Origin of the sequence: Acetobacter nitrogenifigens DSM 23921 = NBRC 105050, from assembly GCF_000429165.1 — a bacterium.
Classification (GTDB): domain Bacteria; phylum Pseudomonadota; class Alphaproteobacteria; order Acetobacterales; family Acetobacteraceae; genus Acetobacter; species Acetobacter nitrogenifigens.
This window is the reverse complement of the sequence record NZ_AUBI01000001.1, coordinates 506,874-529,449: the sequence shown is the minus strand read 5'-3', so window position 1 is coordinate 529,449 and position 22,576 is coordinate 506,874. Positions and strand designations below refer to the sequence as shown.

At 62.5% G+C, this 22,576-nt stretch carries 16 protein-coding genes; 9 read left to right on the top strand and 7 right to left on the bottom strand.

All coding sequences use genetic code 11. The features are described 5' to 3' along the window. Positions 1 to 1,146: a glycerate kinase gene (locus tag G442_RS0102405; protein ID WP_026396695.1), complete on the top strand. Its 1,146-nt coding sequence runs from the start codon at positions 1 to 3 to the stop codon at positions 1,144 to 1,146. 145 nt (positions 1,147 to 1,291) lie between these two features. Then, complete coding sequence (locus tag G442_RS0102400) at positions 1,292 to 1,756, top strand: nuclear transport factor 2 family protein (protein ID WP_026396694.1); 465 nt, start codon at positions 1,292 to 1,294, stop codon at positions 1,754 to 1,756. A gap of 77 nt (positions 1,757 to 1,833) precedes the next feature. Here the strand turns inward: G442_RS0102400 and G442_RS0102395 are convergent, their stop codons facing one another. The 3 genes from G442_RS0102395 to G442_RS20540 all read right to left on the bottom strand — a co-directional run bounded on the left by G442_RS0102395 (position 1,834) and on the right by G442_RS20540 (position 7,998). Beyond that, a complete protein-coding gene (locus G442_RS0102395; RefSeq protein WP_026396693.1) occupies positions 1,834 to 2,715 on the bottom strand; it encodes a PI-PLC domain-containing protein in 882 nt (293 codons plus the stop codon). Next, complete coding sequence (locus G442_RS0102390; protein WP_026396692.1) at positions 2,708 to 7,258, bottom strand: AAA family ATPase; 4,551 nt, start codon at positions 7,256 to 7,258, stop codon at positions 2,708 to 2,710. The genes G442_RS0102395 and G442_RS0102390 overlap by 8 nt, the downstream gene beginning before the upstream one ends. 77 nt (positions 7,259 to 7,335) lie before the next feature. Beyond that, positions 7,336 to 7,998 (bottom strand): thioredoxin domain-containing protein, encoded by a 663-nt coding sequence (locus tag G442_RS20540; RefSeq protein WP_051291830.1) that lies wholly within the window; start codon positions 7,996 to 7,998, stop codon positions 7,336 to 7,338. Positions 7,999 to 8,213: 215 nt separating this feature from the next. Between G442_RS20540 and G442_RS0102380 the strand changes: the two genes are divergently transcribed. Beyond that, a complete protein-coding gene (locus G442_RS0102380; protein ID WP_026396691.1) occupies positions 8,214 to 8,594 on the top strand; it encodes a hypothetical protein in 381 nt (126 codons plus the stop codon). Between the two features lie 237 nt (positions 8,595 to 8,831). On the opposite strand, the gene G442_RS23805 is transcribed toward G442_RS0102380, so the two are convergent. Further along, positions 8,832 to 10,346, bottom strand: a complete 1,515-nt coding sequence (locus tag G442_RS23805; protein ID WP_051291829.1) for a glycosyltransferase family 2 protein — start codon at positions 10,344 to 10,346, stop codon at positions 8,832 to 8,834. A gap of 232 nt (positions 10,347 to 10,578) precedes the next feature. Beyond that, the gene (locus G442_RS0102370) at positions 10,579 to 11,676 is read right to left on the bottom strand and encodes a lysine-2,3-aminomutase-like protein (protein WP_026396690.1); all 1,098 of its coding nucleotides are present in this window, start codon (positions 11,674 to 11,676) and stop codon (positions 10,579 to 10,581) included. Positions 11,677 to 11,966: 290 nt separating this feature from the next. Here G442_RS0102370 and epmA point away from each other — a divergent pair, with 290 nt between their 5' ends. The 6 genes from epmA (at position 11,967) to G442_RS24830 (ending at position 18,693) form a co-directional block, all read left to right on the top strand. Then, a complete protein-coding gene (gene epmA / locus G442_RS0102365) occupies positions 11,967 to 13,004 on the top strand; it encodes an EF-P lysine aminoacylase EpmA (RefSeq protein WP_051291828.1) in 1,038 nt (345 codons plus the stop codon). Positions 13,005 to 13,122: 118 nt separating this feature from the next. Then, positions 13,123 to 13,557: a hypothetical protein gene (locus G442_RS0102360; protein WP_026396688.1), complete on the top strand. Its 435-nt coding sequence runs from the start codon at positions 13,123 to 13,125 to the stop codon at positions 13,555 to 13,557. A 122-nt stretch (positions 13,558 to 13,679) separates the two neighbouring features. Then, the gene (locus tag G442_RS20530) at positions 13,680 to 14,429 is read left to right on the top strand and encodes a fasciclin domain-containing protein (RefSeq protein WP_161628322.1); all 750 of its coding nucleotides are present in this window, start codon (positions 13,680 to 13,682) and stop codon (positions 14,427 to 14,429) included. 74 nt (positions 14,430 to 14,503) lie between these two features. Beyond that, positions 14,504 to 15,862, top strand: coding sequence for an 8-oxoguanine deaminase (locus G442_RS0102350; RefSeq protein ID WP_084440297.1), 1,359 nt, complete (start codon positions 14,504 to 14,506; stop codon positions 15,860 to 15,862). Between the two features lie 302 nt (positions 15,863 to 16,164). Then, the gene (locus tag G442_RS24220) at positions 16,165 to 17,835 is read left to right on the top strand and encodes an AAA family ATPase (protein ID WP_084440296.1); all 1,671 of its coding nucleotides are present in this window, start codon (positions 16,165 to 16,167) and stop codon (positions 17,833 to 17,835) included. 3 nt (positions 17,836 to 17,838) lie between these two features. Further along, the gene (locus G442_RS24830) at positions 17,839 to 18,693 is read left to right on the top strand and encodes an HNH endonuclease (RefSeq protein ID WP_146882100.1); all 855 of its coding nucleotides are present in this window, start codon (positions 17,839 to 17,841) and stop codon (positions 18,691 to 18,693) included. A gap of 70 nt (positions 18,694 to 18,763) precedes the next feature. Here G442_RS24830 and G442_RS0102340 read toward each other — a convergent pair whose 3' ends face one another. Both G442_RS0102340 and alaS read right to left on the bottom strand, forming a co-directional pair. After that, positions 18,764 to 19,252 carry a hypothetical protein gene (locus G442_RS0102340; RefSeq protein WP_161628321.1) on the bottom strand — a complete coding sequence of 163 codons (489 nt, stop codon included), beginning with the start codon at positions 19,250 to 19,252 and terminating at the stop codon, positions 18,764 to 18,766. A 610-nt stretch (positions 19,253 to 19,862) separates the two neighbouring features. After that, positions 19,863 to 22,511 carry an alanine--tRNA ligase gene (alaS, locus tag G442_RS0102335; RefSeq protein WP_026396685.1) on the bottom strand — a complete coding sequence of 883 codons (2,649 nt, stop codon included), beginning with the start codon at positions 22,509 to 22,511 and terminating at the stop codon, positions 19,863 to 19,865. Positions 22,512 to 22,576 lie beyond the last annotated feature (65 nt).

Here is a 22,576-nt window from a genome sequence, read left to right as displayed (position 1 = left end):
ATGAAGATTGCGATCATCTGCGATTCCTTCAAGGAGAGTCTCTCCGCGTTGGAGGTGGCCGACGAGATCGAGGCGGGGTTCCGTCTCGTCTGGCCTGACGTCGTCTGCGTGAAGCTGCCCGCGGCTGACGGCGGCGAAGGGACAGTTGCGGCGCTGGTCGCTGCGACCGGCGGACGCGTTGTGCGGACATGCGTTACGGGTCCGCTGGGCGACCCTGTGGAGGGGTTCTTTGGCGTCACGGGCGACGGCCGGACGGCGATCATCGAGATGGCTGCGGCTGCGGGGCTTGAGCTGTTGTCGCCGGAACGCCGCGATCCGCTTCGGGCGACGACGCGCGGCGTGGGCGAACTGTTTTGCGCGGCGCTCGACGCCGGGTGTCGGCATATCATCCTTGGTCTTGGCGGCAGCGCCACGAACGATGGTGGAGCGGGCTTCGCGCAGGCGCTGGGAGCGTCGCTCCTTGACGATTCCGGGCGCGAGATCGAAGCGGGCGGCGCGGCGCTGACGCGGCTTGCCCGGATAAGCCTTGATGAGCTGGATCCGCGTCTGGCGGAAACGCGCGTCGATGTGGCTTGCGACGTGGACAATCCCCTGACTGGCGAGCACGGCGCCTCGGCGGTCTTCGGGCCGCAGAAGGGCGCGACACAGGCGATGGTGGACGTTCTGGATGCGGCGTTGAGCCATTACGCAGGGCGGATCACAGCCGATCTGGGGCGCGACGTGGCGTCTGTTCCCGGCGCTGGCGCTGCTGGCGGCATGGGCGCTGCGGCGCTGGCATTTCTTGATGCGCGCATGCGCCCCGGCGTCGAAATCGTGATGGAGGCTCTCGGCGTCGCAGAGATCGTCGCGGACGTGGATCTGGTCATTACCGGCGAAGGACGGATCGACGGCCAGACTGTGCGCGGTAAGACGCCTGCGGGCGTTGCACGGGTGGCTAGGCAGGCGGGGAAACCGGTGATCGCAATAGCCGGCTCTCTCGGCGCGGGCGTTGACGACGTCTACGGGGCCGGAATCGACGCCGTCTTCTCGACGATGCAAAGGCCCGGGTCGCTTTCCGAGGCTCTGGCGGAAGCTCGCTCAAGCCTGCGCCGGACAGCGCGCAACGTCGCCATGGCGATCAGGCTGGGATCCGGGCTTGGCGCTTAGGACTGGGCGTTTTGCGAGCGATCAGGGAGTCTTTTTTGTTCGAAAAGACTTGTGTTCAAAGCTGTATTGCAATGTTTTTAAAGTATTTCTCTCTTGAGGGGAGATACCCTCTTCCACAGGAGAATTTCTGGAAGAGGAGTGCGTAATGACTCGACCGCCCGTACCGCCGTTCACTGCAGAAACAGCTGCGATCAAAGCTCGTATGGCCGAGGATGCGTGGAACAGCCGGGACCCGCACAAGGTGTCGCTCGCCTACACTGAGGACAGCATCTGGCGGAACCGCGCCGAGTTCATTGTTGGCCGTGAACAGATCGTGGGGTTTCTTACGCGCAAATGGGCGCGGGAGATGGAGTATCGCCTTATCAAGGAAGTCTGGGCGCATGAAGGGCGCCGCATCGCCGTTCGCTTCGCCTATGAATGGCGGGACGACAGCGGACAGTGGTTTCGGTCCTACGGGAATGAGAACTGGCAGTTCGACGACGCCGGGCTGATGGCGCTGCGGATTGCCTCGATCAACGATGTGCCGATTGCTGAAAAGGAGCGGTTGTTTCACTGGCCGCAGGGCGTTCGTCCCGACGATCATCCGTCGCTGAGCGAGCTGGGTCTCTAGGGAGCGCAACTGAACCGGCGAGGCGTCTGAAAACTGGCGTCCGCCGTTTGTTCCCGTCAGTTTATTGGCGTCCGGCCTTACTGCCGGGCGGCGTCCTCGCCAGTCATCGTCTCAGCGAAGCGCACTGGCTGGTCCGTCACTATGATATCCACGGGCTCGTCGAGCAGCGCCTGCAATTTCGCGGGATCGTCAGGCGTCGTCGGGCCGTCGGCAATAACCGCTTCCGCGTCGTGATGGGCCAGGGCGAACAGCTCCGGCGTCGCGGAGGCGGGCAGATAAGCGGCGAACCGATGCGAGCCCACAAGGCGTCGGGCGTGCTGTTCCTCGCGCGCCGAGCGCACGGGAAGAGCGATCATCATGCCGCCGTCGGCGGCCATGGCGGTACGCGCTTCAGCGTCGTTGGTCGCGGCGAGAATGACGTGATGGCGCATATCCGCGGCCCGAATGGCCTGCGCCACGTGCTTCGGGGTCGCGCCATGCAGGGAGAGCATAACCAGCTTGCGTCCTTTTCGGGACGCCGAAAGCGCGCTGGAGAGCGATTGCGTCCCGCCGCCGACGGTCAACAGCCCGCTGGCCGACTCGAAAACGTCCAGCCTGACCATCGCGGGCGCATACTGATGCCCGGTCAGCAGATCCGTGGGAATGGCCGCATTGGCGACCGCGCCGGGGAGAATTGCCGACATGGCGCCGCCCGAAGTGAGCGGACCAACCAGCGTCGCCGTGGCGGCGTCGCCACTCGCGCAGACGAGCATGCCATGATGGATGCGCGACAGAATGGCGTCGGCGCGGGATTCCCGCCAGACAAGCAGACCGCCGGCCACGCCAAGGGCGCACATCGCCATAGCGGCCTTGCGCATGCAGCGGCGCATGACCACCGGGCGCGCCACGCCGCTGTTCTTGCAGTCGCAGACAGAGCGCGAAGGAGCGACGTCGAGTGTGAGGACGTCAGGATCAGGCATGGGCCTCTTCCCGTGTTTGGCTTCCAGCCATGGCGGACGCGCGTTCAAGATCGACCGAGAGCACACGGCTTACGCCGCGCTCCTGCATCGTTACTCCGAACAGGCGGTCCATATGGGCCATGGTGAGTTGATGATGTGTCACAACAAGAAAACGCGTTCCGGCTTCACTGGCCATGTCGCCCAACAGGGCGCAGAAACGACCAACATTGGCGTCGTCGAGAGGCGCGTCAACCTCGTCGAGCACGCATATCGGCGCTGGATTGCACCTGAATACAGCAAAAATCAATGATAAAGCTGTAAGGGCCTGCTCGCCGCCCGACAGCAGCGACAGGGTGGCAAGTTTCTTCCCGGGTGGCTGGGCGTAGATTTCAAGCCCGGCCTGAAGCGGATCATCGCTGCCCACAAGGCCAAGATGCGCCCGCCCGCCGCCGAACATCCGCGAGAACAGCGACTGGAAATGCTGGTCGACTTGCGTGAATACGGCCATCAGCCGCTCCCGGCCTTCCTTGTTCAACGCGCCGATCGACCCGCGCAGGCGGGCGATGGCGGTTTCCAGCTCACCATGTTCGCGCTGGATAGTGTCGATATGGGTCTGGGCTTCCTGGGCTTCAATATCGGCGCGCAGGTTGACCGGCCCCATGTCCTCCCGCTCACGCGTCAGGCGTGCGATCTTGCGGCGAAGGCTGGTTTCGGCGGACTCGGTCAGATCGCTGACCGGGGCGAGCGGCGGTTCAGGGGTTTCGGCCAGCAACTGGTCGAGGATGGCCCGGGCCTGTTCGCTCTTGCCTTCGCTGCGCAGCACGTCCTCGCGCGCCGAAGCCAGCGCGGCTTCGGCGCGGCGACGCTCATCCTGCGCGTTGCGAATGCGGGTTTCGGCGGCGTCGCGCGCGGAATCTGCCGCCAGAAAAACAGCCTCGGCTTCCGCCAGCGCTGAAGCGCTGCTTTCGCGCAGACGCTGGACTTCGGCGGGCAGTGCGGAGACCGTTGCGTGCTCGCCGGACGCCGCCTGCACACGCGCCTCGACGTCGTTCAGGGCCGTGCGGGTCGTGCCCTCGCGCGCGGTCCATTCCGCAACGGACGCCCTGAGGGCGGTCGCACGTGCGGCCAGAGCGCCCGCCTCCGCCGCGAGGGTCGCGCGCAACTCTCGCGCCGCCTGTTCTTCGGCGCGAAGGACCGTCACGCGCTCGCGTAGTGTATCGATGCTCGCGGGATCAACCGCTGAGGCTTCGGACGCGGCGGTGTTGCGGCGTGCGGCCTCAAGCGCGTCGCGCGCTTCGGCCAGTTCCTGTTCCATCGCCGCGCGGCGAGGTTCCAGAGCGGAAATTCTGGCGCCGAGTTCGAGGGAGCGTTCCTGCGTCGCGCGATGGGTCGCGCGTGCGACTTCACTCGCGGCCTCGGCGGCTTCGGTGGCGGCGCGGGCTTCCGTCAGGGCCGCGTCGGCTGCGCGGGTCTCGGTCTCAGCCGCCTGAAGCGCGATCGCCGCAGCTTGCGGGTCCGCCGCTTCGCCAAGCGCGCTCTCCGCTGCGATGATCGCGGCCTCGGCGGCGGCGATTTCATCGCTCAGCCGCGCGAGTTCCGGCAGGATGGTGGCGAGGCGCGCCTCAGCCGCGCCATGACGCGTTTCGGCCTCCTGCGCACGCTTGCGGGCGGTATCCAGCGCCTGCTCCGCACGCTGCCGTTCTGTTCTGCTTGAGGCTTCGGCCTGCGCTGCGCGCTGGTCACGCTCGCGCGCGCCGTCGTGCGCCGCCCGCAGTGCAGCCGGGTCGGGCAGGGCGTTTTGGGCTTGCTGCGCCTCTGCGTGTGTCTGCCGCGCGGCCTCCTGAGCTTGAGCCGCGCGCTCATGCTGCGGGCGCACGGCGTCGAGCCGCGCCTTCGCGGCGCTGTGACGCCGGGCGACGTCTGCTTCCTGCGAGCGGGCCTTGCCCAGTGCGGCCTCGACGGCTGCGCGCGTGGTGCGAGCGGCTTTGACCGCGTCGGACGCATCCTGCGCCGCGTGGGCGGCTTCGGCGGCAAGGCGCTCGGCCTCTGGCAATGATGTGGCGAGATCCTGAAGTCGCTGTTCGGCTTCCCGCAACACGCGGCGTTGGGCAAGACGCAGCGCGGCGGCGCTGGGCAGGCCCGCCCGCATGTGCAGTCCGTCCCACCGCCACAAGGCCCCGGCGCGTGTGACCAGACACTGGCCGGCGGCAAGGCTCGGAGCGAGGCGTTCTGCGTCGGCCTCTTCGACCAGACCCACCAGCGACAGCGCCCGAGCCAGCACGTCCGGCGCAGTGACGAGCGACGCGAGAGGCGTCGTCTCCGGGGGAAGCGGCGGGGGAGCTGCGAGCGGCGGCAGGTCGCGCCAGTTGCGCGGGGCGTTCGGGGAGGTCAACGCCTCCGGGGCGTCGAGTCCTTCAGCGAGCGCCGCAGCCAGCGCGGCTTCCAGCCCATCCGGCACGCTCAGCAGGTCGGAGACCGGCGTACCGCCAGCATCGTGCTCTTCTCCGCCCTTCAGCGCTTCGGCAAGGCCTTCGGCCTGCGCGCGGACGCGGGTCTGTTCAGCCTTCAGCGCGCCAAGAGCGGCGTCGCGTTCCCGGACAGCGGCAGTGGCTTCGCTCTGGGCGCGATCGGCGGCTTCCAGCGTCCGTTCGATTTCGCTCAGGCGTAACTCTTCCGCCGCACGCGCCGTCTGGGCGGTGGAGAGGACGTCGTCGGGAACCTCGTCGCGGATGGCGGCCTGCAAGTCGCGCGACAGGGTCGCCGCTTCCTGTTCGGCCCGTCGCAACGCGGCCTCGGCGGCGCGCAGGGCGTCCGCCGCCGCCGCGCGGATCGTATTGTCTTCCTGTGCGCGGGCGCGTGCTTCGACCAGCGCGGCGCCGGAAGCTGCGCGTTCAACCTCCGCAGCCTCCAGTGCGGCGCCTGCGGCGGCGCGCAGTGATTCCGCTTCCGCGAGCGCTGTCGCCAGCGCGGCGCGGACCTCTTCCGGCACCAATCCGGTTTCGGTTTCCGTCTTGCGACGGCTCAGCGTGTCCCGGTCTTGTTGCAGGGTCTTCAGCCGCGCGGCGGCGCCGTCGCGCGCGGTCCTGCGCTCCGTATGCCGGGCGCGGGCGGTTTCCGCAGCGTTGCGGGCGATGGACAGTGCGAGTTGCGCGTCGCTGCGGCGTTGCGTCGCTTCCTCCAGCGCCGCGCGTCGGGCGACGAGGGCTGCGACGGCTGCGACGATGGCTTCTTCCCGCGCGGTCAGGCTGGCCGCGTCGGGCAAGTCGGCCTTGAGCTTTTCGAATTCGGCTTCCAGGGCCGCACGGGTTTCGACAAGCCGTTCGTGGCGCGTGGCGGCGCTTTGCAGGGCGGTCTGCGCTTGTTCGAGTCTGGCGCGTGCGGCGGAGGCCTCTCCCGTCGCGCGTTCAAGTGTTTCCAGTGCTTCGGCGATGGCGGTCTGCAGGGTCGCCATCGCGCGTTCGGCGTCGGCCTGTTTCTCCGGCAGAGCCGCCGTGGCCGCTTCGGTGTCCGCGATTTCGGCGGTCAGGCGCTGCAACGTGCCCTGCGCGTCGCTGTGGCGGGCCAGCGCGGCGTCGCGATCAGCCTCGCTCTGCTTCAGTCTTTCGGCGGCGGCGCGGGCGGTTTCGGCGGCGCGTTCCTCTTCCCGGGCGACGCCTTCGGCGGCGACGCGGCGACGCTCCAGCGCGGTTCGCGCGGCGTCGGCGGCTTCGCGCAGGGCTGGGAGGACTTTTCCAGCTTCGAAATCGCCGATGACGGAGGTTTCGGCGGCTTCCTCGGCGGCGATCAGTCCCTTGCGAGCGGCGGCCGTCGCTTCGATGGCGCGCTCCACCTGCTGGCGCGCGCGGGCGTGCAGCAGGGCGAGCAGGGAGGTTTCTGATTCGCGCAGCGACGCCGAAATCTCGCGATAGCGGGCGGCCTGCTCCGATTGCCCGGTCAGTCCTTCGAGGCGGGATTCAAGCTGGGTTCGGAGATCCTCTGCGCGGGTGAGGTTCGTTTCGGTGGCGCGTAGCTTCAGTTCGGCTTCATGGCGGCGGGCGTGCAGGCCGGTGATGCCCGCCGCTTCTTCGAGGATAGTGCGGCGTTCTTCCGGGCGTGCGCCGACCAGCATGGCGACGCGGCCCTGACTGACCATTGCTGAAGATCGTGCGCCGGAAGCAAGGTCCGCGAACAGCGTCTGCACGTCTCGGCCACGGATGGTCTTGCCGTTTAGGCGATAGTCGCTGCCTGAACCGCGCTCGGCGCGGCGAGTGACCTGCAGGTCGTCCACTTCAGCGAACGCGCCGGGACCAAGCCCTTTGGCGTTTTCAAGGGTCAGCGTGACTTCGGCCAGGTTGCGCGCCGGGCGGTTGGCGGTGCCTGCGAAGATCAGGTCGTCCATTTCTCCGCCGCGCAGGGAGCGGGCGGAGGTTTCGCCCATCGCCCAGCGCAGGGCTTCGACGACGTTTGATTTGCCGCACCCGTTCGGGCCGACGATCCCGGTCAGGCCGGGAAGGATATCGACGCTGATCGGTTCAGCGAAACTCTTGAATCCCGCAATGCGGAGCTGGACGAAACGCGCGCTCATGGATGGAGATCACCGCCCGCCGCAAAGCGGGGATACGGCGGTGTGCGGGGCGGTTGAGCGGGACGTGCAGGGAGCGTTCAAGGTGTGCGAGAGCCTTGCTGCGCCGTGTGGACGCCGGCGGCCTTTTCGGCGTCGGCGACTTTCTGGGCGAACGCGTCATAGGTCAGTTCGCCCTGACGGTACACTTCGTCGTTGAAGCGGAAGGTCGGCGTGCTGTCGATCTTGTACGCGGCTTCGGCCCGGTTCTGCTCCGCGAGGATGGCGTTTTGCAGGGCGACGTCGTTGACGACGCGGTCGAAATTATCGGCCGACATGCCGGCGAGAGCCGACATCTTGCGAAGCTGGTCCTCGGGGTTGCCATCCTGCACGAACGCCCAGCGATCCTGATTGGACAGGAGAGAGAGGACGAACGCTTCGTAACGCTCCGGCGGCAGCGCCCGCGCGACCTGCGCAGCCATCAACGCCACGCGATCGAGCGGGAAATCGCAGAAGACATAGCGGATGCGGCCCGTGTCGATCAGCTTTTTACGGATGTCGGGGAACACGTCCATCGCGAAGCGCGCGCAGTGAGTACAGGTTAGGGAGAACCATTCCTCCACCACGACCTTGGCGTTCGCGGAGCCGAACGAGCGTTGGGCCATGCGCGGATCGACGGCGTCGGCCAGTGCGAATCGTGGCGCAAGGGTAGCTGCGGGCGCGGATAGACTGGCGGCGAGAAGGACGCGGCGGGAAAGCTGCATGGATTCAGGCTCCGGCGTAGACGGTTCTCGGGCGCGGCGGTCGCGTCCGTTCGTGGGGGCTGGCGAAACTGGCTTAGCTCATGGCCGCACCGGGAGGGGAGCGTCAAGACTGCGCGATGACGGCGCGCTTTCTGGCGTACTGGCTGTCGCCACAATTCGGCGGCATGATGTGCGTGCGCCGGGTCCCGGCGTCCTGGCAGTTTAGGATTATATCGATGCGTAAAGTTCTGACGGCGACTCTCGCCGTAACCATGATGGCGGGTTCACTTTCCGTCGCCAACGCTGAGCCTGGCGGTTGCATCAAATACGGCGCGGCGGGCGCTGTCGGCGGCCATCTGGCGAATCACGGCGTGCTCGGGGCGGTCGGCGGCTGCGTGACCGGCATGTATGTCCGTCACAAATATCGCAAGGAAGCGAAGGCGAAGGCGGCTCTGTATGATCAGGAGCATCCGGGCGTGAAAGGAACGTACGCCCAGAAAGCGACGGCCTACGACGTCGAGCACTCGGCGGAGCCTGGAAATATGGGCTCGGCATCTCAGCCGAGCGTCCAGTCGTCTCCTGCTCCAGGGGCGGACACGACGTCGACGCATATGTAAATTCGTAAGCGTCAGGATGCGGGTGGATTTTTTACCCGCGTCGCTGCGTCATCGGGGGTGGGACGCATGGCCCCCGAAACGGTGGGGCGTGTTGCTTGCGGGATCGCGTCGACGAGGCTTGCTCAGCCCCGGCCTGATCTCGCGACAGCAGGTCTTCGTGCGCGGAGATCGAATGCTGCGTCGCCCGGGTCGTCGCGCCGCAAAAGGCATGACCCCATAACTGCCGCCCTGTGGCTGTTACAGTGTATGGGGTTGCGCGTTGTCCAGCCAGGGAACATTGGGGACGCCGTGGGCCGCACGCCACGCGTCTATGGCTGTTCTCTCCAGGGCTGAGATCGTCGCGATATAGGCGTCGGCGGTGAACTTCTCGCCCGCGTCCGCATAGTGCGGAATATCCTCGCCACGCGCCTGTCTCTGGACGATGTCCGCCACGATGAGCGCAAGCGCTCCGGGCGGCGTTGCGCGCTCGATAAACTTAAATCCCTCCCACCCCAGAATGGCCTCGCGATCAAGCTCCACATGTGACGATACGGATTGGCCGGACTGCGGGGGCAGGCAGCAGACCGCCTTGCCGGAATGCGGGCTGCGCAATCCGATATCGCCTTGTTCACCATGCGAAAGCCTGAATGAAAGAACCGAAGAAACGCGGCAATCGCGGGTAAGGTGCAGGGAGACGACAGGCTCCGCTGCGACCAGATAGACAACGTCGGGCTGCGCATCGACGATGAGGGCGGAGAGTCTGACGAGATTTTTTTCCGCTTCGGGCGATCGCGCCTGGGCGATGCTGCCAGTGTGGGCGTCGTAGCAAAGTTGCATTCCCTCGCCGGTGTGCAACTCCCACTGACGGAAGCCGGGCGAAAGAGAAGCGGTCACGACGACTGCCTGATCCGTCATGCGGTGGGGAAAGACGAGGGCGAGGGCGCGTCGGGCAAGAGAGTTCTGCACGCTGTGGACGATCTGGAACATCCGCCAGTGTCGCGCGTCGAGGCCCGGCGAGAACACGTTGTTTGTGTCGTGATATACGAAGAGACCGATATTGACCCGCGCTTCCCGCAGATCGCTGCGTCGCGCCACCTTCCTTACGTAGTGCTCCGCACTGCGGACGATGTAATGGCGGATCGTCGCGACGCTCCAGTCCGGGCGTCCGGCGATGCGTTCGGGATGTTCGTCCGACCACGTCACGTCTTCACCGGAAGGAAGCACGTAGCGACCGCGCACATGAAAGCGATGGGGGTTCATGTATTCGGTCGCCGTGGCCTTTGGGCGAACGAAGGATTTGACGATCCTGTTTTCTTCCAGATCCTCGGTCGAATGACTCAGGTAGGTTTCAAATACGTTCGGCGTGGACGGTTTGAGGACGTGGCCGCCGCTGCCGAAGCAGGTCCAGTTGATGGCGACTCCGTCAGCGTTCGGATAACGGGCGAGGAAGTCGTGAACGTTCTCGCCTGATTTGATGTCGAGATATTCGTCAGCGTCGAGAAAGATGACCCAGTCGAATTCTGCACGCGCCTCATCCAGTGCGGCCATGTACGTCAAATTCTGGCGTTGATTGAAACGCAGCGCCGGAAGGGCTTTGCGGCAGCGGACGTCCACCGACCACGCCGCAGCTTGTACGAGTTCGCGCGTTCCGTCGGTTGAGTCGTCGTCGTAGACGAATACGGTATCGAAACCGATGGCGAAGTGCCATGCGAGCCACCAGACGATGTCCTCCACTTCGTTTTTTACGAAAAGAACGGCAGCGACTTTCGTCATTCAAAATCCTGAAGAGAAAAGCGGCGAAGAGGGAAGCGACTGCTCTTGGGCATATTATTGAACATTGGAAAGAGGGAAATCAGGTTGTATTATTAATAATATTTGTATAAAAATTTATATTTACGGATATTTATTGAATATAACAATCTATTTTCAATCTTCCCAGGGTTCCGGTCGAATCTGATCTCCGTTGGCTGCAGGGCGCTGAGATCTTCAAGTCGCCAGGTTCACCTCACGCGGCGCCAAGAGCGTGAGTTTGCCCGGACGGATCGATGATCATGCCGGAGTCGAGGTCGACATAATCCGGCCCCAGCGGCGCCTTGCCATGGCCGCCCGGGATATCGAGGACGTAGGTCGGCCATGCGAGACCTGTCACGCGACCGCGCAGCGACGCGAGCAGTGCGCGGCCTTCTTCTATGGGCACATGGAACCGCGCCGTGCCGGGCGCCCGGTCCAGTTGATGGAGGTAGTAGGGTTTGACGCGTCGTTCGACCATGGCGCGAAACAGATCCTCCAGCGCCGCGCTGCTGTCATTGACCCCACGCAGCAACACAGACTGACCGAGCACGGGAATGCCCCGGCGGATGATCGTACGTAGGGCGGCGTCTCCAGCCTGCGTGAATTCGCGGGCGTGATTGGCGTGCAGCGCCAGCCAGAGCGCGCGGTCGGTCTCCAGCGCGTCCAGCAACTCGCCGCTGACCCGCTCCGGCGCGGCGAGGGGAACGCGGCTGTGAATGCGTATGGTGGTGACGTGCGGAATCGCGTTCAGCCGTGCCATGATGGTCGAGAGACGCCGGGGCGACAGCATCAGCGGATCGCCGCCGGTCAGGATCACTTCTCGGATTTCGGCGTGATCGGACAGCCAGCCAAGCGCGCGATCCAGATCGTCGTCGCCAAGCAGGCCGCCATCCGGACCGACATGTTCGCGGCGAAAGCAGAACCGGCAGTAAAGCGGACAGACCAGAAGCGGCTTGAGCAACGCGCGGTCGGCGTAACGCCGCACGATGCCCGGCACAGGCGACAGCGCGTCGTCGGCGATGGGATCGGCGTCCTCGTCGGGAGAGAGGATCAGTTCGTCGGCGTGCGGTATGACCTGCAGGCCGATCGGATCGTCCGGATGTTCGATCAAGGCGCGAAAGACGTCCGGAATGGCGGTGGCGTAGCGTTGGGACACGCGGGTCACATCCGCGAGGGCGTCGCGGTCGATCAGTCCCGATTCGAGCAGGTCTCCAGGCGTGCGTAACGTCCGTTGCGCGCGGGCGGCCTTTCGGGCGTGCGTCTGGGACGGCGCCTCGTGACGGGCGTCAGGAGATGAGGAAATCTCTGGCATGAGCGGTCTTTACCGTTCCCGGCGTCGCGCGCGCAACTGCGCGGGCGAAAGGCGGCGTTGCGGCCGCGTGAGGCTACGGCGATAAGCGGCGGTTTCGTCGCGCGCCCAGGTTCATGAATGGTGCTTCCTGCGCCATTCATGGCCTGCTTTCGGTCGTTCTGGCGTAAGGCGATATGAACAGTTCGGCCTTCGGTCGGATTGCGCAGGGAGTATCTGGCGCACGGGAGGATCTGGGCGAGATCGTTGGCGACGCGTAATTATGTCGGGCGTCGGAAAACAGGGGGCGGGACATGGGAAGCGGCAGTGCAGGCCAGAAAGGGCGGTCTACACTCGTGACCGGAGCGCGAACAGATCCGGGCAGGATCGCCGAGCGTCTTCCGCTCCTGCGTAGACGCGCCCTGCTGGTGCGCGCGGTCCGGGCGTTCTTCGACGGGCGAGGCTATCTGGAGGTCGAGACGCCTTACGCCGTTCCGGCTCCGGGCGAGGAGACGCATCTATACCCGTTCGCCACGCGGCGTGAGTTTCCGGATGGCGGCGTGGAGGATCTGTTCCTCCACACCAGTCCCGAATTTGCGATGAAACGCATCGTCGCGGCGACAGGGTTGCCGGTCTTTCAACTCGCTCGCGTATGGCGAAATGGCGAAGGAAGCGATCTGCACGCCGCCGAGTTCACCATGCTGGAATGGTATCGGCCAGGGGCCTCTCTCTCTTCTCTGATGGATGAGACGGAGGTCCTGACCCGGCTTGCTCTACCGCTGACGATCCATCGAGGCGGCCGGGACATTCCCATCGACTTGCCGTTCGAGAGACTGACGGTCGCGGAGGCGTTTCATCGGTATGTCGGCGCCGACTTGCTCGAAACGGCCGAGGATGCGGCGGGGCTGGCGTCGCAGGCCGGTTGCGTCCTTCGGGATGGGGAGACGTGGGAGGATCTGTTCTTTCGCCTGCTACTCGAGCGTGTGGAGCCAGTGATCGGGCGCGACCGTCCGACGTTTCTGACGCACTGGCCCGTGAGTCAGGCGGCATTGGCGCGCGCCTGTCCTGACGATCCGCGCGCCGCCCTGCGCTTCGAACTTTATATAGGCGGGGTCGAGCTTGCGAACGCCTTCGAAGAGTTGACCGATGCGGCGGAGCAGAAGCGCCGCTTTGAGATTGATCGGGGGCGGCGCAGGTCGCTTTATCCGTCGCGCCCGGACTGGCCTCTCGACGAGGCGCTTCTCGATGCGCTGCCCGATATGCCGCCGACCTCGGGGATCGCGCTTGGCTTTGACCGTCTGGTTATGCTCGCGACCGGGGCGCCGCGACTGGCTGATATCTTGTGGCTTTAGGGATTTCGCGTAACTTAGGCGCGCGTCAGTCGTTAGGGAATTCAGAGCCGCTATGGGCGCGGCTCCGTCGGACGGGCGCGCCGGCGTTGAGCATAGACAACCAGTGAGGGGCGAGCTGATGAAATCCAAGCGTCTCTGCGCAGTGGCGACGGCGGTCGTCCTCACGGCCTGTTCATCCGGCCCGAGCGCCGAACAGCGCGCCCAACTCAATACGCTGATTGGCAAGACCGAAGTCGACGTGATCCGCGCATTTGGCGTGCCGACGCGAACCTTCCAGGCGTCTGGCCACACCTTCCTCGCCTACATCGACAACCAGACCAGCTATTCGCCGGGAACCGGCAGCGCCTGGGGCTGGGGCTGGGGCGGCAGCCCTGGCTGGGGCGGCGGCGGCTGGGGTTGGGGCGGCGGCATGGGCGGCTGGGGTAATGGCTGGGGCGGCGGTTGGGGTGGCGGCGGAATGCCGCCCAGCTACTACAACAGCTCCTGTCAGACGACTTTCGAACTCGCCAACGGCGTCGTGTCCGGTTGGACGATGCGCGGCGACGGTTGCTAGGCCGACAGTTTGAAACTGGACGCCATGTGCGACTTTCGCTCGGGAGGCGGCTTTACGTCTTCGAAACCGGGCGTGAATACGCTCGGCGCGAGCCGCGTCAGTTGTGATGCGGCTGAATGTCAATGATTGAAAACGTGAGGAACGGGATGCTGCCAGGTCTGGCTGGACGGTTCGGCGTGGCGGGGCTCGTCCTCGGGACGGCTCTGTCGCTCGGAGGATGCGAAAGTTCCGCGAGGCAGGACCCTTATACGAAGCCTACCGGCGCCTGTTCCTTCATGGCGCCCACTGTGTCCGGCGCCAGAACCTACGCACCCAAAGGCGCGGCGCCGGACAGCGCGATCGCGTACCCGGACCCTGAAACGCCGATCTACTGCGACCGTCCGATTTCCGAATCGCTGATGGCCGCCATCGAGCTGGCCGATTATCGCAAGGCCCTGCAGGATGCGGATATGTTCAGGCTTCTGCAGCGTAATGGGCCATTCACGGTGTTCGCCATCCCGAACAGCCCGCTGGAACATTACTCCACACAGTTCCCGGGCGGAATTCTGGCTCCGGCGAACGCTCCGGCCCTGAAGTCGCTTCTGTCCTACACGATCGTAGAGGGGAATTGGCCCGCGCCGAAGATCGCGAAAGCGATCGCGCACTCGCCCAACGGCGCGTTTGCGCTGCCGACCATTGGCGGCGCCTCCATCGTTGCTACGGTCGAGGCGTCGAGCGGTCAGATCGTGCTGTCCAACGGAGCGGGCGTCGTGACGCGGCTGTGGGTCACAGGCGCGCCGCAGTCGAACGGGACGCTGTATTTCGTGCAGTCGCTTCTGCCGCCGCCCGCGGTGCACAGCACGCCCGCATCGGCTCCGGCAGGACGGCGCTGAAACAGCCTTTTCGTCTCGAGCGACGCGGGCCTGCGTTCTGGTAGAAAAAGCAAGCAGCCTGCGGAGGCCCCGTCGTGACGAAAACCGTCCTGCTTTCTAACGCCTATGTGGCGACCATGGACGGCCAGCGCCGGGAGTTGCCCGGCGGCTGGGTTCTGGTCACGGACAATCAGATTACGGCAGTGGGAGCCGCCACGGACCCGGAGCCCGAGGCGTCGGAGCGCATCGATCTCGCCGGGCACGTGCTGCTGCCCGGCCTGATCAACACCCACCACCACATGTATCAGACGCTGACCCGCGCCGTGCCGGAGGCGCAGGACGTGTCGCTGTTCGGCTGGTTGCGTGCGCTGTATCCGATCTGGGCGCGTCTGACGCCGGAGATGATCCGGGCCTCTACACGCACAGCAATGGCGGAACTTCTGCTGTCGGGCTGCACGACCAGTAGCGATCATCTCTACCTGTTTCCCAACGGCGCGCGCCTCGATGACCAGATCGAGGCCGCCGAGGACATGGGCATGCGCTTCCATGCCGCGCGCGGCTCCATGAGTGTCGGCGAAAGCGACGGGGGCCTGCCTCCGGACTCGCTGGTCGAGGACGAGCGTTCTATTCTGGCCGATACGCAACGCGTGATCGAGCGGTGGCATGACGCTTCGCGCTTTTCCATGCGGCGCGTCGTCGTCGCGCCGTGCTCGCCGTTTTCGGTGAGTGAGGGGCTGATGCGCGACGCGGCGTCGCTCGCCCGCGCCACAGGCACGACTCTGCACACGCATCTTGCGGAGAATGACAGCGACGTCTCCTACAGTCTGGAGAAATTCGGAAAAACGCCTGCTCATTACGCCGAAGATCTCGGCTGGCTTGGCGCGGACGTGTGGCACGCGCATTGCGTGAAACTCGATCAGGACGGCATTTCGCGGTTTGCGGCAACGCGAACGGGCGTTGCGCATTGCCCCTGCTCGAATATGCGTCTGGGCTCGGGTATTGCGCCGGTGCGCGTGATGCGTGCGGCAGGCGTGCCGGTGGCGCTTGGCGTTGATGGTTCGGCGTCGAACGACGGAGGCCACATGCTGGGCGAGGCGCGGCAGGCGATGCTGCTGGGCCGCGTGCTGGATCAGACGAACGGGCCGTTGCTGGGTGCGCGCGAGGTGCTGGAGATCGCGACGAGGGGAGGGGCGGAGGTGCTTGGCCGCGATGACGTCGGGACGATTGAGCCCGGTATGGCGGCGGACCTCGCGGCGTTCGATATCTCCGGGATCGAGCACGCGGGGGCGCAGTGCGATCCGCTTGCGGCGTTGCTGTTCTGCTCCCCGGTGCGTGCGGCGCTGACGATGGTGAATGGTCGGGTGCTGGTGCGTGGCGGGGTTTTACTGGTCACGGATGAGCGTAGGCTGGTGGCGGACCATAATCGGCTTGCTCTGGATTTGATTAACGGGTGAGAGCTGAGATTGCGTCTTTTTTGAAGAAAAGGACGTAAGACGTCGTGTGTTGTGACTACTTTGGGAGGGGAAACGGAAGGTCGGCTGTTTGGCATAAAAATTTAAATTATCGGACATTGAATCTGACTAAAGATAGCTTTTGAAGTGCCCCACTATAGGAAACATTATAATAATTATTGAAGATATAAAATGCTCATATGCAAGGGAATTTATGGAAGAATAGCCCCGACAATTTAGATCAACCAACATATCCATCAACGTGTAAGATGGATTTCAAAGAGTAGAATCATAAGAGCTTTGGCATGAAAATAACAGTGATTCCGCCACAGCGTGGCGTGCCCCATGGATATAAGGGCTTGGTTCTTGAACAGGATCTTTGGAACGACTTTTCATATCGCACACAATACCATGTCTATTATTTTGGAAACGAATTCGAAGGGTTTATCGGAAACGTAAAAATTCTGAAACGTGGACAAGTTGAGGGTTCTAGCGACGTACTTCCTGTAGGGACGCTTGAGCCTCTCTCCGAGGCTTACTGCTCTCTTGGTCAGTCTCTCGATTATTATGAGAGGCTTGCTCAGCTTTCAGCCGAGGATCGGAATGCGGTCCTACTTGGACTCCGTGACGCATTGAAATATCCCGATCATGCCGAGAAGTTTGTTAATGAACGAGGTTGGAATACCTCGATCATGCGCGATTCAAGCAGTATAGCCGAATATCGTTCAGTTGCGATGGTTCTGGTAGAACGTGATTACAGTGCCCTTGCGTCGCTTGGCATTGAAATGTCTTTTAGGGTCCGCAATTGGAATAAGTCACTAAAAATTTCCTTTGCTGGCAACAACTCATCTGAAGATACAGCAGGAAAGCGCCGACTTAATACGCGATTACCTGAGAGGATTGCAGTGATAACCGGCGAAAACGGATCTGGAAAGAGCACTTTGCTAGCAAGACTTGCGCGAGTACTGCATGCCTCGCCAATGGAGCGTTCTAGGAAGTCAATCCGAAGACTAGGAAAAATCGAACCTAAGGGAATAGGTTTCACCCGTATTATTGCAGTTTCGTATAGCGCATTTGATACTTTTCATGTCCCTGGTATTTCACGTGCCGACAAACAACAAATTGCTAGTGACTTATCGGTTGGGGCTGGCCGTTATGTTTATTGCGGTCTGCGAGATATTGGTCGCGAGCTAAGTGAACTTCTTGACGAGACCATTGATAAAGTAAACAAGCGTTTCAGCAGCGTAAATGAAGAACTTGGCGCTTTCGGCCGAGATCGACAAGTAAAAACTTATCTTAAATCAGCTGATACTCTTGCCGATGAATTTGACGTCATGATTCGACGGATCAAAAAGCATGCACGCATGCCGCTCTTGCAGGACATATTAGAAATTCTGCTCAGTGACGCCTCTTTTGCAGATTTTGCCGACGAGAGGCCGGCAGCTTTTCTTACCTCCAATCCCCGGGCTATGTTCCTTACCCGAAGCACTGGTCATAAGATTGTTCTTCATTTGATTGCAGCTCTTATTGCTTATGTCGAACCCAAGAGTCTTATCCTTATGGATGAGCCCGAAAGTCATCTGCATCCACCATTGCTGGCAGCACTGATGCATGCAACTCGGACCATTCTCGCCGCGCACGATGCTTTTGCCATCGTTGCAACTCATTCTCCAGTGGTGGCGCAAGAAACTCTAGGACAACATGTGGCCATAGTGCGGCGATCGGGCTCAATCACGACTATATTGCGACCTCGTATTGAAACTTATGGTGAAAGCATTGGTGAGATTACTAACGCTGTATTCGGTTTGAATACTAATGTTACCGATTATCACAACGTCCTTGACGAACTTGTTAACGCCGGCATGTCCCAACAGCAGATCGAAGATCTTTTCGAGCGGGGTCTCAGCTTTCAGGCTCGTGCTTATGTTATGAGCCGAATGGCAGACCGGGATGCGCAGGCAGGAGACGAAGGATAATCAATGTGGACTCTTGATCCTCCAGCTGTGCGTATGGCACGCACGCAAGTGCGAACAGCGCTATCCCGCAAAACCGCGCCGCCCATATACACCTTAAGTAACGCAGAGTGGATCGCCATAAAGGATCTTTATGCCCTCTATGAAACCCAGCAAGGTCAGCCTATCAGCGGCCTGAAGCCTGCGGTTCTCAAAGGCTGTGAGCAAACTCTACATGATTGTTATAGTCAGATTCAAATTGGTGGTCGACTTGAAAAGCTGCGTGGACGCCTTCTGACGGGTGCCTCAGAATGTCCCTTATGTGGTTATGGCGACCCAACCACGCTTGATCATTATCTCCCACGCTCAAAGTACAAGGCATTAGCAATCTATCCGCGCAACCTTATTCCAGCATGCCAGCCTTGCAATAGGAAAAAGGGTACGGCTGCCCCTAAAGGAAACAAAGGTTTCATTCACGCTTATTATGAAAATCTTCCGGATCATTGGAACGATGAGCCTTTTTTACATGCAAAAGTGAGCTATACTCGAGGAACGCTACGCGTGATCTTTAGTATTTCGCACCCGACACTGTCCTCACAAACTGTAGAACGGCTTCGCTATCAATTCGAAAAACTCGAACTGAATACGCGTTACGCGGCACCAATAAATAATTTTTTATTTAGCCAAAAAGTCGCTCTACTCGGCTTTACAGGGAAAGATGCGGCTAAGTTGCGTTGCGCCTATCTCAAAACTGTATCCGAACAGTGGGCTAGGGATTTTGGGTTAAATGACTGGCGCGCTGCGTTCTTGCGGGGGTTAATGCTCTGCTCGCAATTCTGCAAGATGCCCGACGCTTATTTCAAAAATCCAAAACGTAGATGATCGATTTCGAATAACACAACGGCGATGAAGAAACCTTCAGCGCCGTTCCAATGGCTTTTTTAACAACCTGTTAGAGTAGTGTCTGGCCACTTGTCGCGGCGACAAGGGATCGTGGAGTAGGTGTTATAACTCGGCTGCCATTTAGTACGTCTCCATTTTGAGAGGTGACACGACGGGCCTTTTTTTTCAGCGCGGCTTCGATACGCTGGGCAAGGTCTGGGTCAGTTTCGGGGTTTCGGGCGATATTCTGAAGTTGTGTGAAGCCAACGATCTCGATTTTCCGGCCTTCGCTTGCCGCCTGTCTTACCGCTTGTTTGGCGCCTCTTCCCGTATCTCCCGACGTTGTAACAAGTAAACCATCAGACTCTGCCCCGTACATCTCTCCGTTCCGGGCTCCTGCCTCGTCTAAGTTCACGACGGCACCTTTAGAGATATTGTTCTGCTGCCGCACGAATTTAGATTCTACTGTAAGGAGGCGGCCCGTTTTCGTGTCTCGGAATAATCCGTCATCTCCGGCGTCATTGCTCGGACCCCGAATTTGTTCGAGATTGGGGTTCATTGTGCGAGCCACATCCTGAGCTATTACCTCCATGTCAGCGTTTTGAGGGTCAAAGTCCTTGGCAGTCTTTCGTCTGGTCAATGGTCATCTCCGATATTACATTGGGGAGGAGCGCACTAGAGATAGACCCCTCATGGTTAGAGTAATTATATCACCGTTTTATGAACTTATATACGCGTTTTATACGGAATTTAATAAATGTGATAATGACTGACGCAAACGATCGGTTCTTGTGGGTCTCCAGCTTAATTGTTGGTACACTTTTGTATCCGTCGCCATTGCCTTGATATAGGTGGGGCGAAGCGGAATCGGTCGCCAAGGTTACTGTGCGGACAGGCGATGTTGCAGTGGTGCAGCCGAGTCCTGATCGGCCGTCACAACCTCAGGTGATAATAGATGACGCGCAGCAAGCGACCACTCGTCTCCAAACTGGGTCTATGCGACTCACCTAACGAATGTCGGCTTTCGGACTCCTGTCACAACCGTTTGAATGTCTGCGATGAGGGCGAAAGCGGTCATAGTCGCGCAAAAATAACCACATACGAAAAACCCCCCGTTCACACGAGGGGCTTTTCCGTTTTCAGCGCTGCGGCATCACTCAGCAATCAGCCTACCCCTGCGCCGCAACAACAATGCCCGCCCGCACCGCGTCCAGCGCCGCATCGGCGGCCCCAACGTCCGGTCCGCCAGCCTGCGCCATGTCGCGCCGTCCGCCGCCGCCCTTGCCGCCCAGCGCGGCGCTTGCGGCGCGGACGAGGGCCACTGCGTCGATGGCTTCCGGCAGTTCCGGGTTCACGGACACCACTACGGTTCCCTTGCCGTCGGCGGTGGAAACAAGCGCCACCACGCCCACGCCGATCTGCTTGCCGATGGTCTCGGCCAACCCCTTCAGTTCACGTGCGGGCGTGTCGCCGATGTTGCGGCCTGCAAACGGAACGCCAGCGATGGTCTCCACGCCTGCGGCTTCGGTTCCTCCCGCTGCGAGCTTGCGCTGGAGATCGGCGATGCGTTTTTCCATCGCCTTGCGCTCTTCGAGGATCGTCGCCAGCCGCTCCGGCGCTTCTGCGGCGTTAACGCGCAGCATGGCGGCGATCTGGAACAGCCGCTCATCGTTCAGGTTGGCGGCGGCTTCGGCGGCGGGACCGGCGAGGGCTTCGATACGACGGACGCCCGCCGACACGCCGCTTTCCGAGGAAATGCGGAACAGGCCGATATCGCCGGTGCGTGCGACGTGGGTGCCGCCGCACAGTTCCACGGACCAGCCGGACTTGTCGTCGGAGGCGCCCATGGAGACGACGCGGACCTCGTCGCCATATTTCTCGCCGAACAGGGCCATGGCGCCTTCGGCGACGGCCTGCTCCGGCGTCATGATGCGCGTCGTCACCGCCGTGTTTTCACGGATGCGGGCGTTCACCTCGGCCTCGACCTCGGCCAGTTCCTCGCGCGTGATCGGGCGCGGCTGGCTGACGTCGAAGCGCAGACGGTCCGGCGCGTTCAGGCTGCCCTTCTGCGTGACGTGCTCGCCCAGACGCCGACGCAGCGCTTCGTGCAGAAGATGTGTCGCGGAGTGGTGGGCGCGGATGGCGCTGCGTCGCGTGTGGTCGACGACGGCGTGGATGGCGAGGCCGGGTTTCACGGTTCCTTCGGTGACCGTGCCGTAATGCACTAGCAGATCGCCGAGCTTCTTCTGCGTGTCAGTGACGGCGATGCGAACACCCGGCGCGGTGATCTCGCCCGTGTCGCCGACCTGTCCGCCGCTTTCGCCGTAGAACGGGGTCTGGTTGAGCAGGATGGCGACCTGCTCGCCGGGACCTGCGCTCTCGACCAGACGGTCGCCGAGCGCGATCGCCTGAATCTCGCCGTCCGCGACTTCGGTGCTGTAGCCAAGGAACTCGCTCGCGCCGAAACGGTCGCGTGCTTCGAACCAGACGGTCTCCGTCGCGGTGTCGCCGGAGCCGGTCCACGCGGCGCGGGCGCGCTCACGCTGTTGCTTCATCGCGGCGTCGAAGCCGTCGACGTCTACCGTGTGGCCGCTGGAACGGAGCGCGTCCTGTGTCAGGTCGAGCGGGAAGCCGAATGTGTCGTACAGCTTGAACGCCACGTCGCCGGGCAACGCGCCGCCCGATGGCAGCTTGTCGGTTTCTTCGCCGAGCAGGCCGAGGCCGCGTCCAAGCATTGCCTTGAAGCGCTCTTCTTCACCCAGCATCGTTTCGCGGATCAGCGCCTCGGCCTGTCCCAGTTCGGGGTAGGCTGCGCCCATCTGGCGGATCAAAGCCGGCAGCAGCTTGTAGAAGACCGGATCGGTCGTGCCCATCATGTGCAGGTGCCGCATGGCGCGGCGCATGATGCGGCGTAGCACGTAGCCACGCCCGTCTTTTGCGGGCAGGACGCCGTCGGCGATCAGGAACGCGGTTGAGCGCAGGTGATCGGCGATCACGCGATGGCTGGACTTGAACTGTCCGTCCGGGTCCTGTCCGGTCGCGTCGGCGGAGGCGAGGATCAGCGCCCGCAGCGTATCGGTGTCGTAATTGTCGCGCTTGCCCTGCATGATCGCGGCGAAGCGTTCAAGGCCCATGCCGGTGTCGATCGACGGACGTGGCAGCGGCGTTCGCGTGCCTGGCGGATCCTCGAAGAACTGCATGAACACGAGGTTCCAGATCTCGACGAAACGGTCTCCGTCCTCATCGGGCGAGCCCGGCGGGCCGCCTGGAACGTCGGGGCCGTGGTCGTAAAAGATCTCGGAGCAGGGGCCGCAGGGGCCGACGTCGCCCATGCGCCAGAAATTGTCGGAGGTCGGGATGCGGATGATGCGGTCGTCAGAAAGACCGGCGATCTTGCGCCACAGCGCCGCAGCATCTTCGTCTTCCGAGTAGACGGTGACCAGCAGCTTGTCTTTCGGCAGCCCGAAATCACGCGTGATCAGATTCCACGCTAGTTCGATGGCGAGCGGTTTGAAGTAATCACCGAACGAGAAGTTGCCCATCATCTCGAAGAACGTGTGATGGCGCGCGGTATAGCCGACGTTGTCGAGGTCGTTGTGCTTGCCGCCTGCGCGGACGACTTTCTGCGCCGTTGTGGCCCGGTTGTAGGGGCGCGTTTCCTGCCCTGTGAACACGTTCTTGAACTGCACCATTCCGGCGTTGGTGAACAACAGCGTCGGATCGTTGCGGGGAACGAGGGGGGAGGACGGCACGATCTGGTGCCCCTGCGACGCGAAATAATCGAGGAACGCGGCGCGGATGTCGTTTGTCGTAGGCATGGCGGCGGACGGATATCCCGGGGATATGGATGCGTGGCGCCCGAGGACAGCCGCGCGGCCGAAAG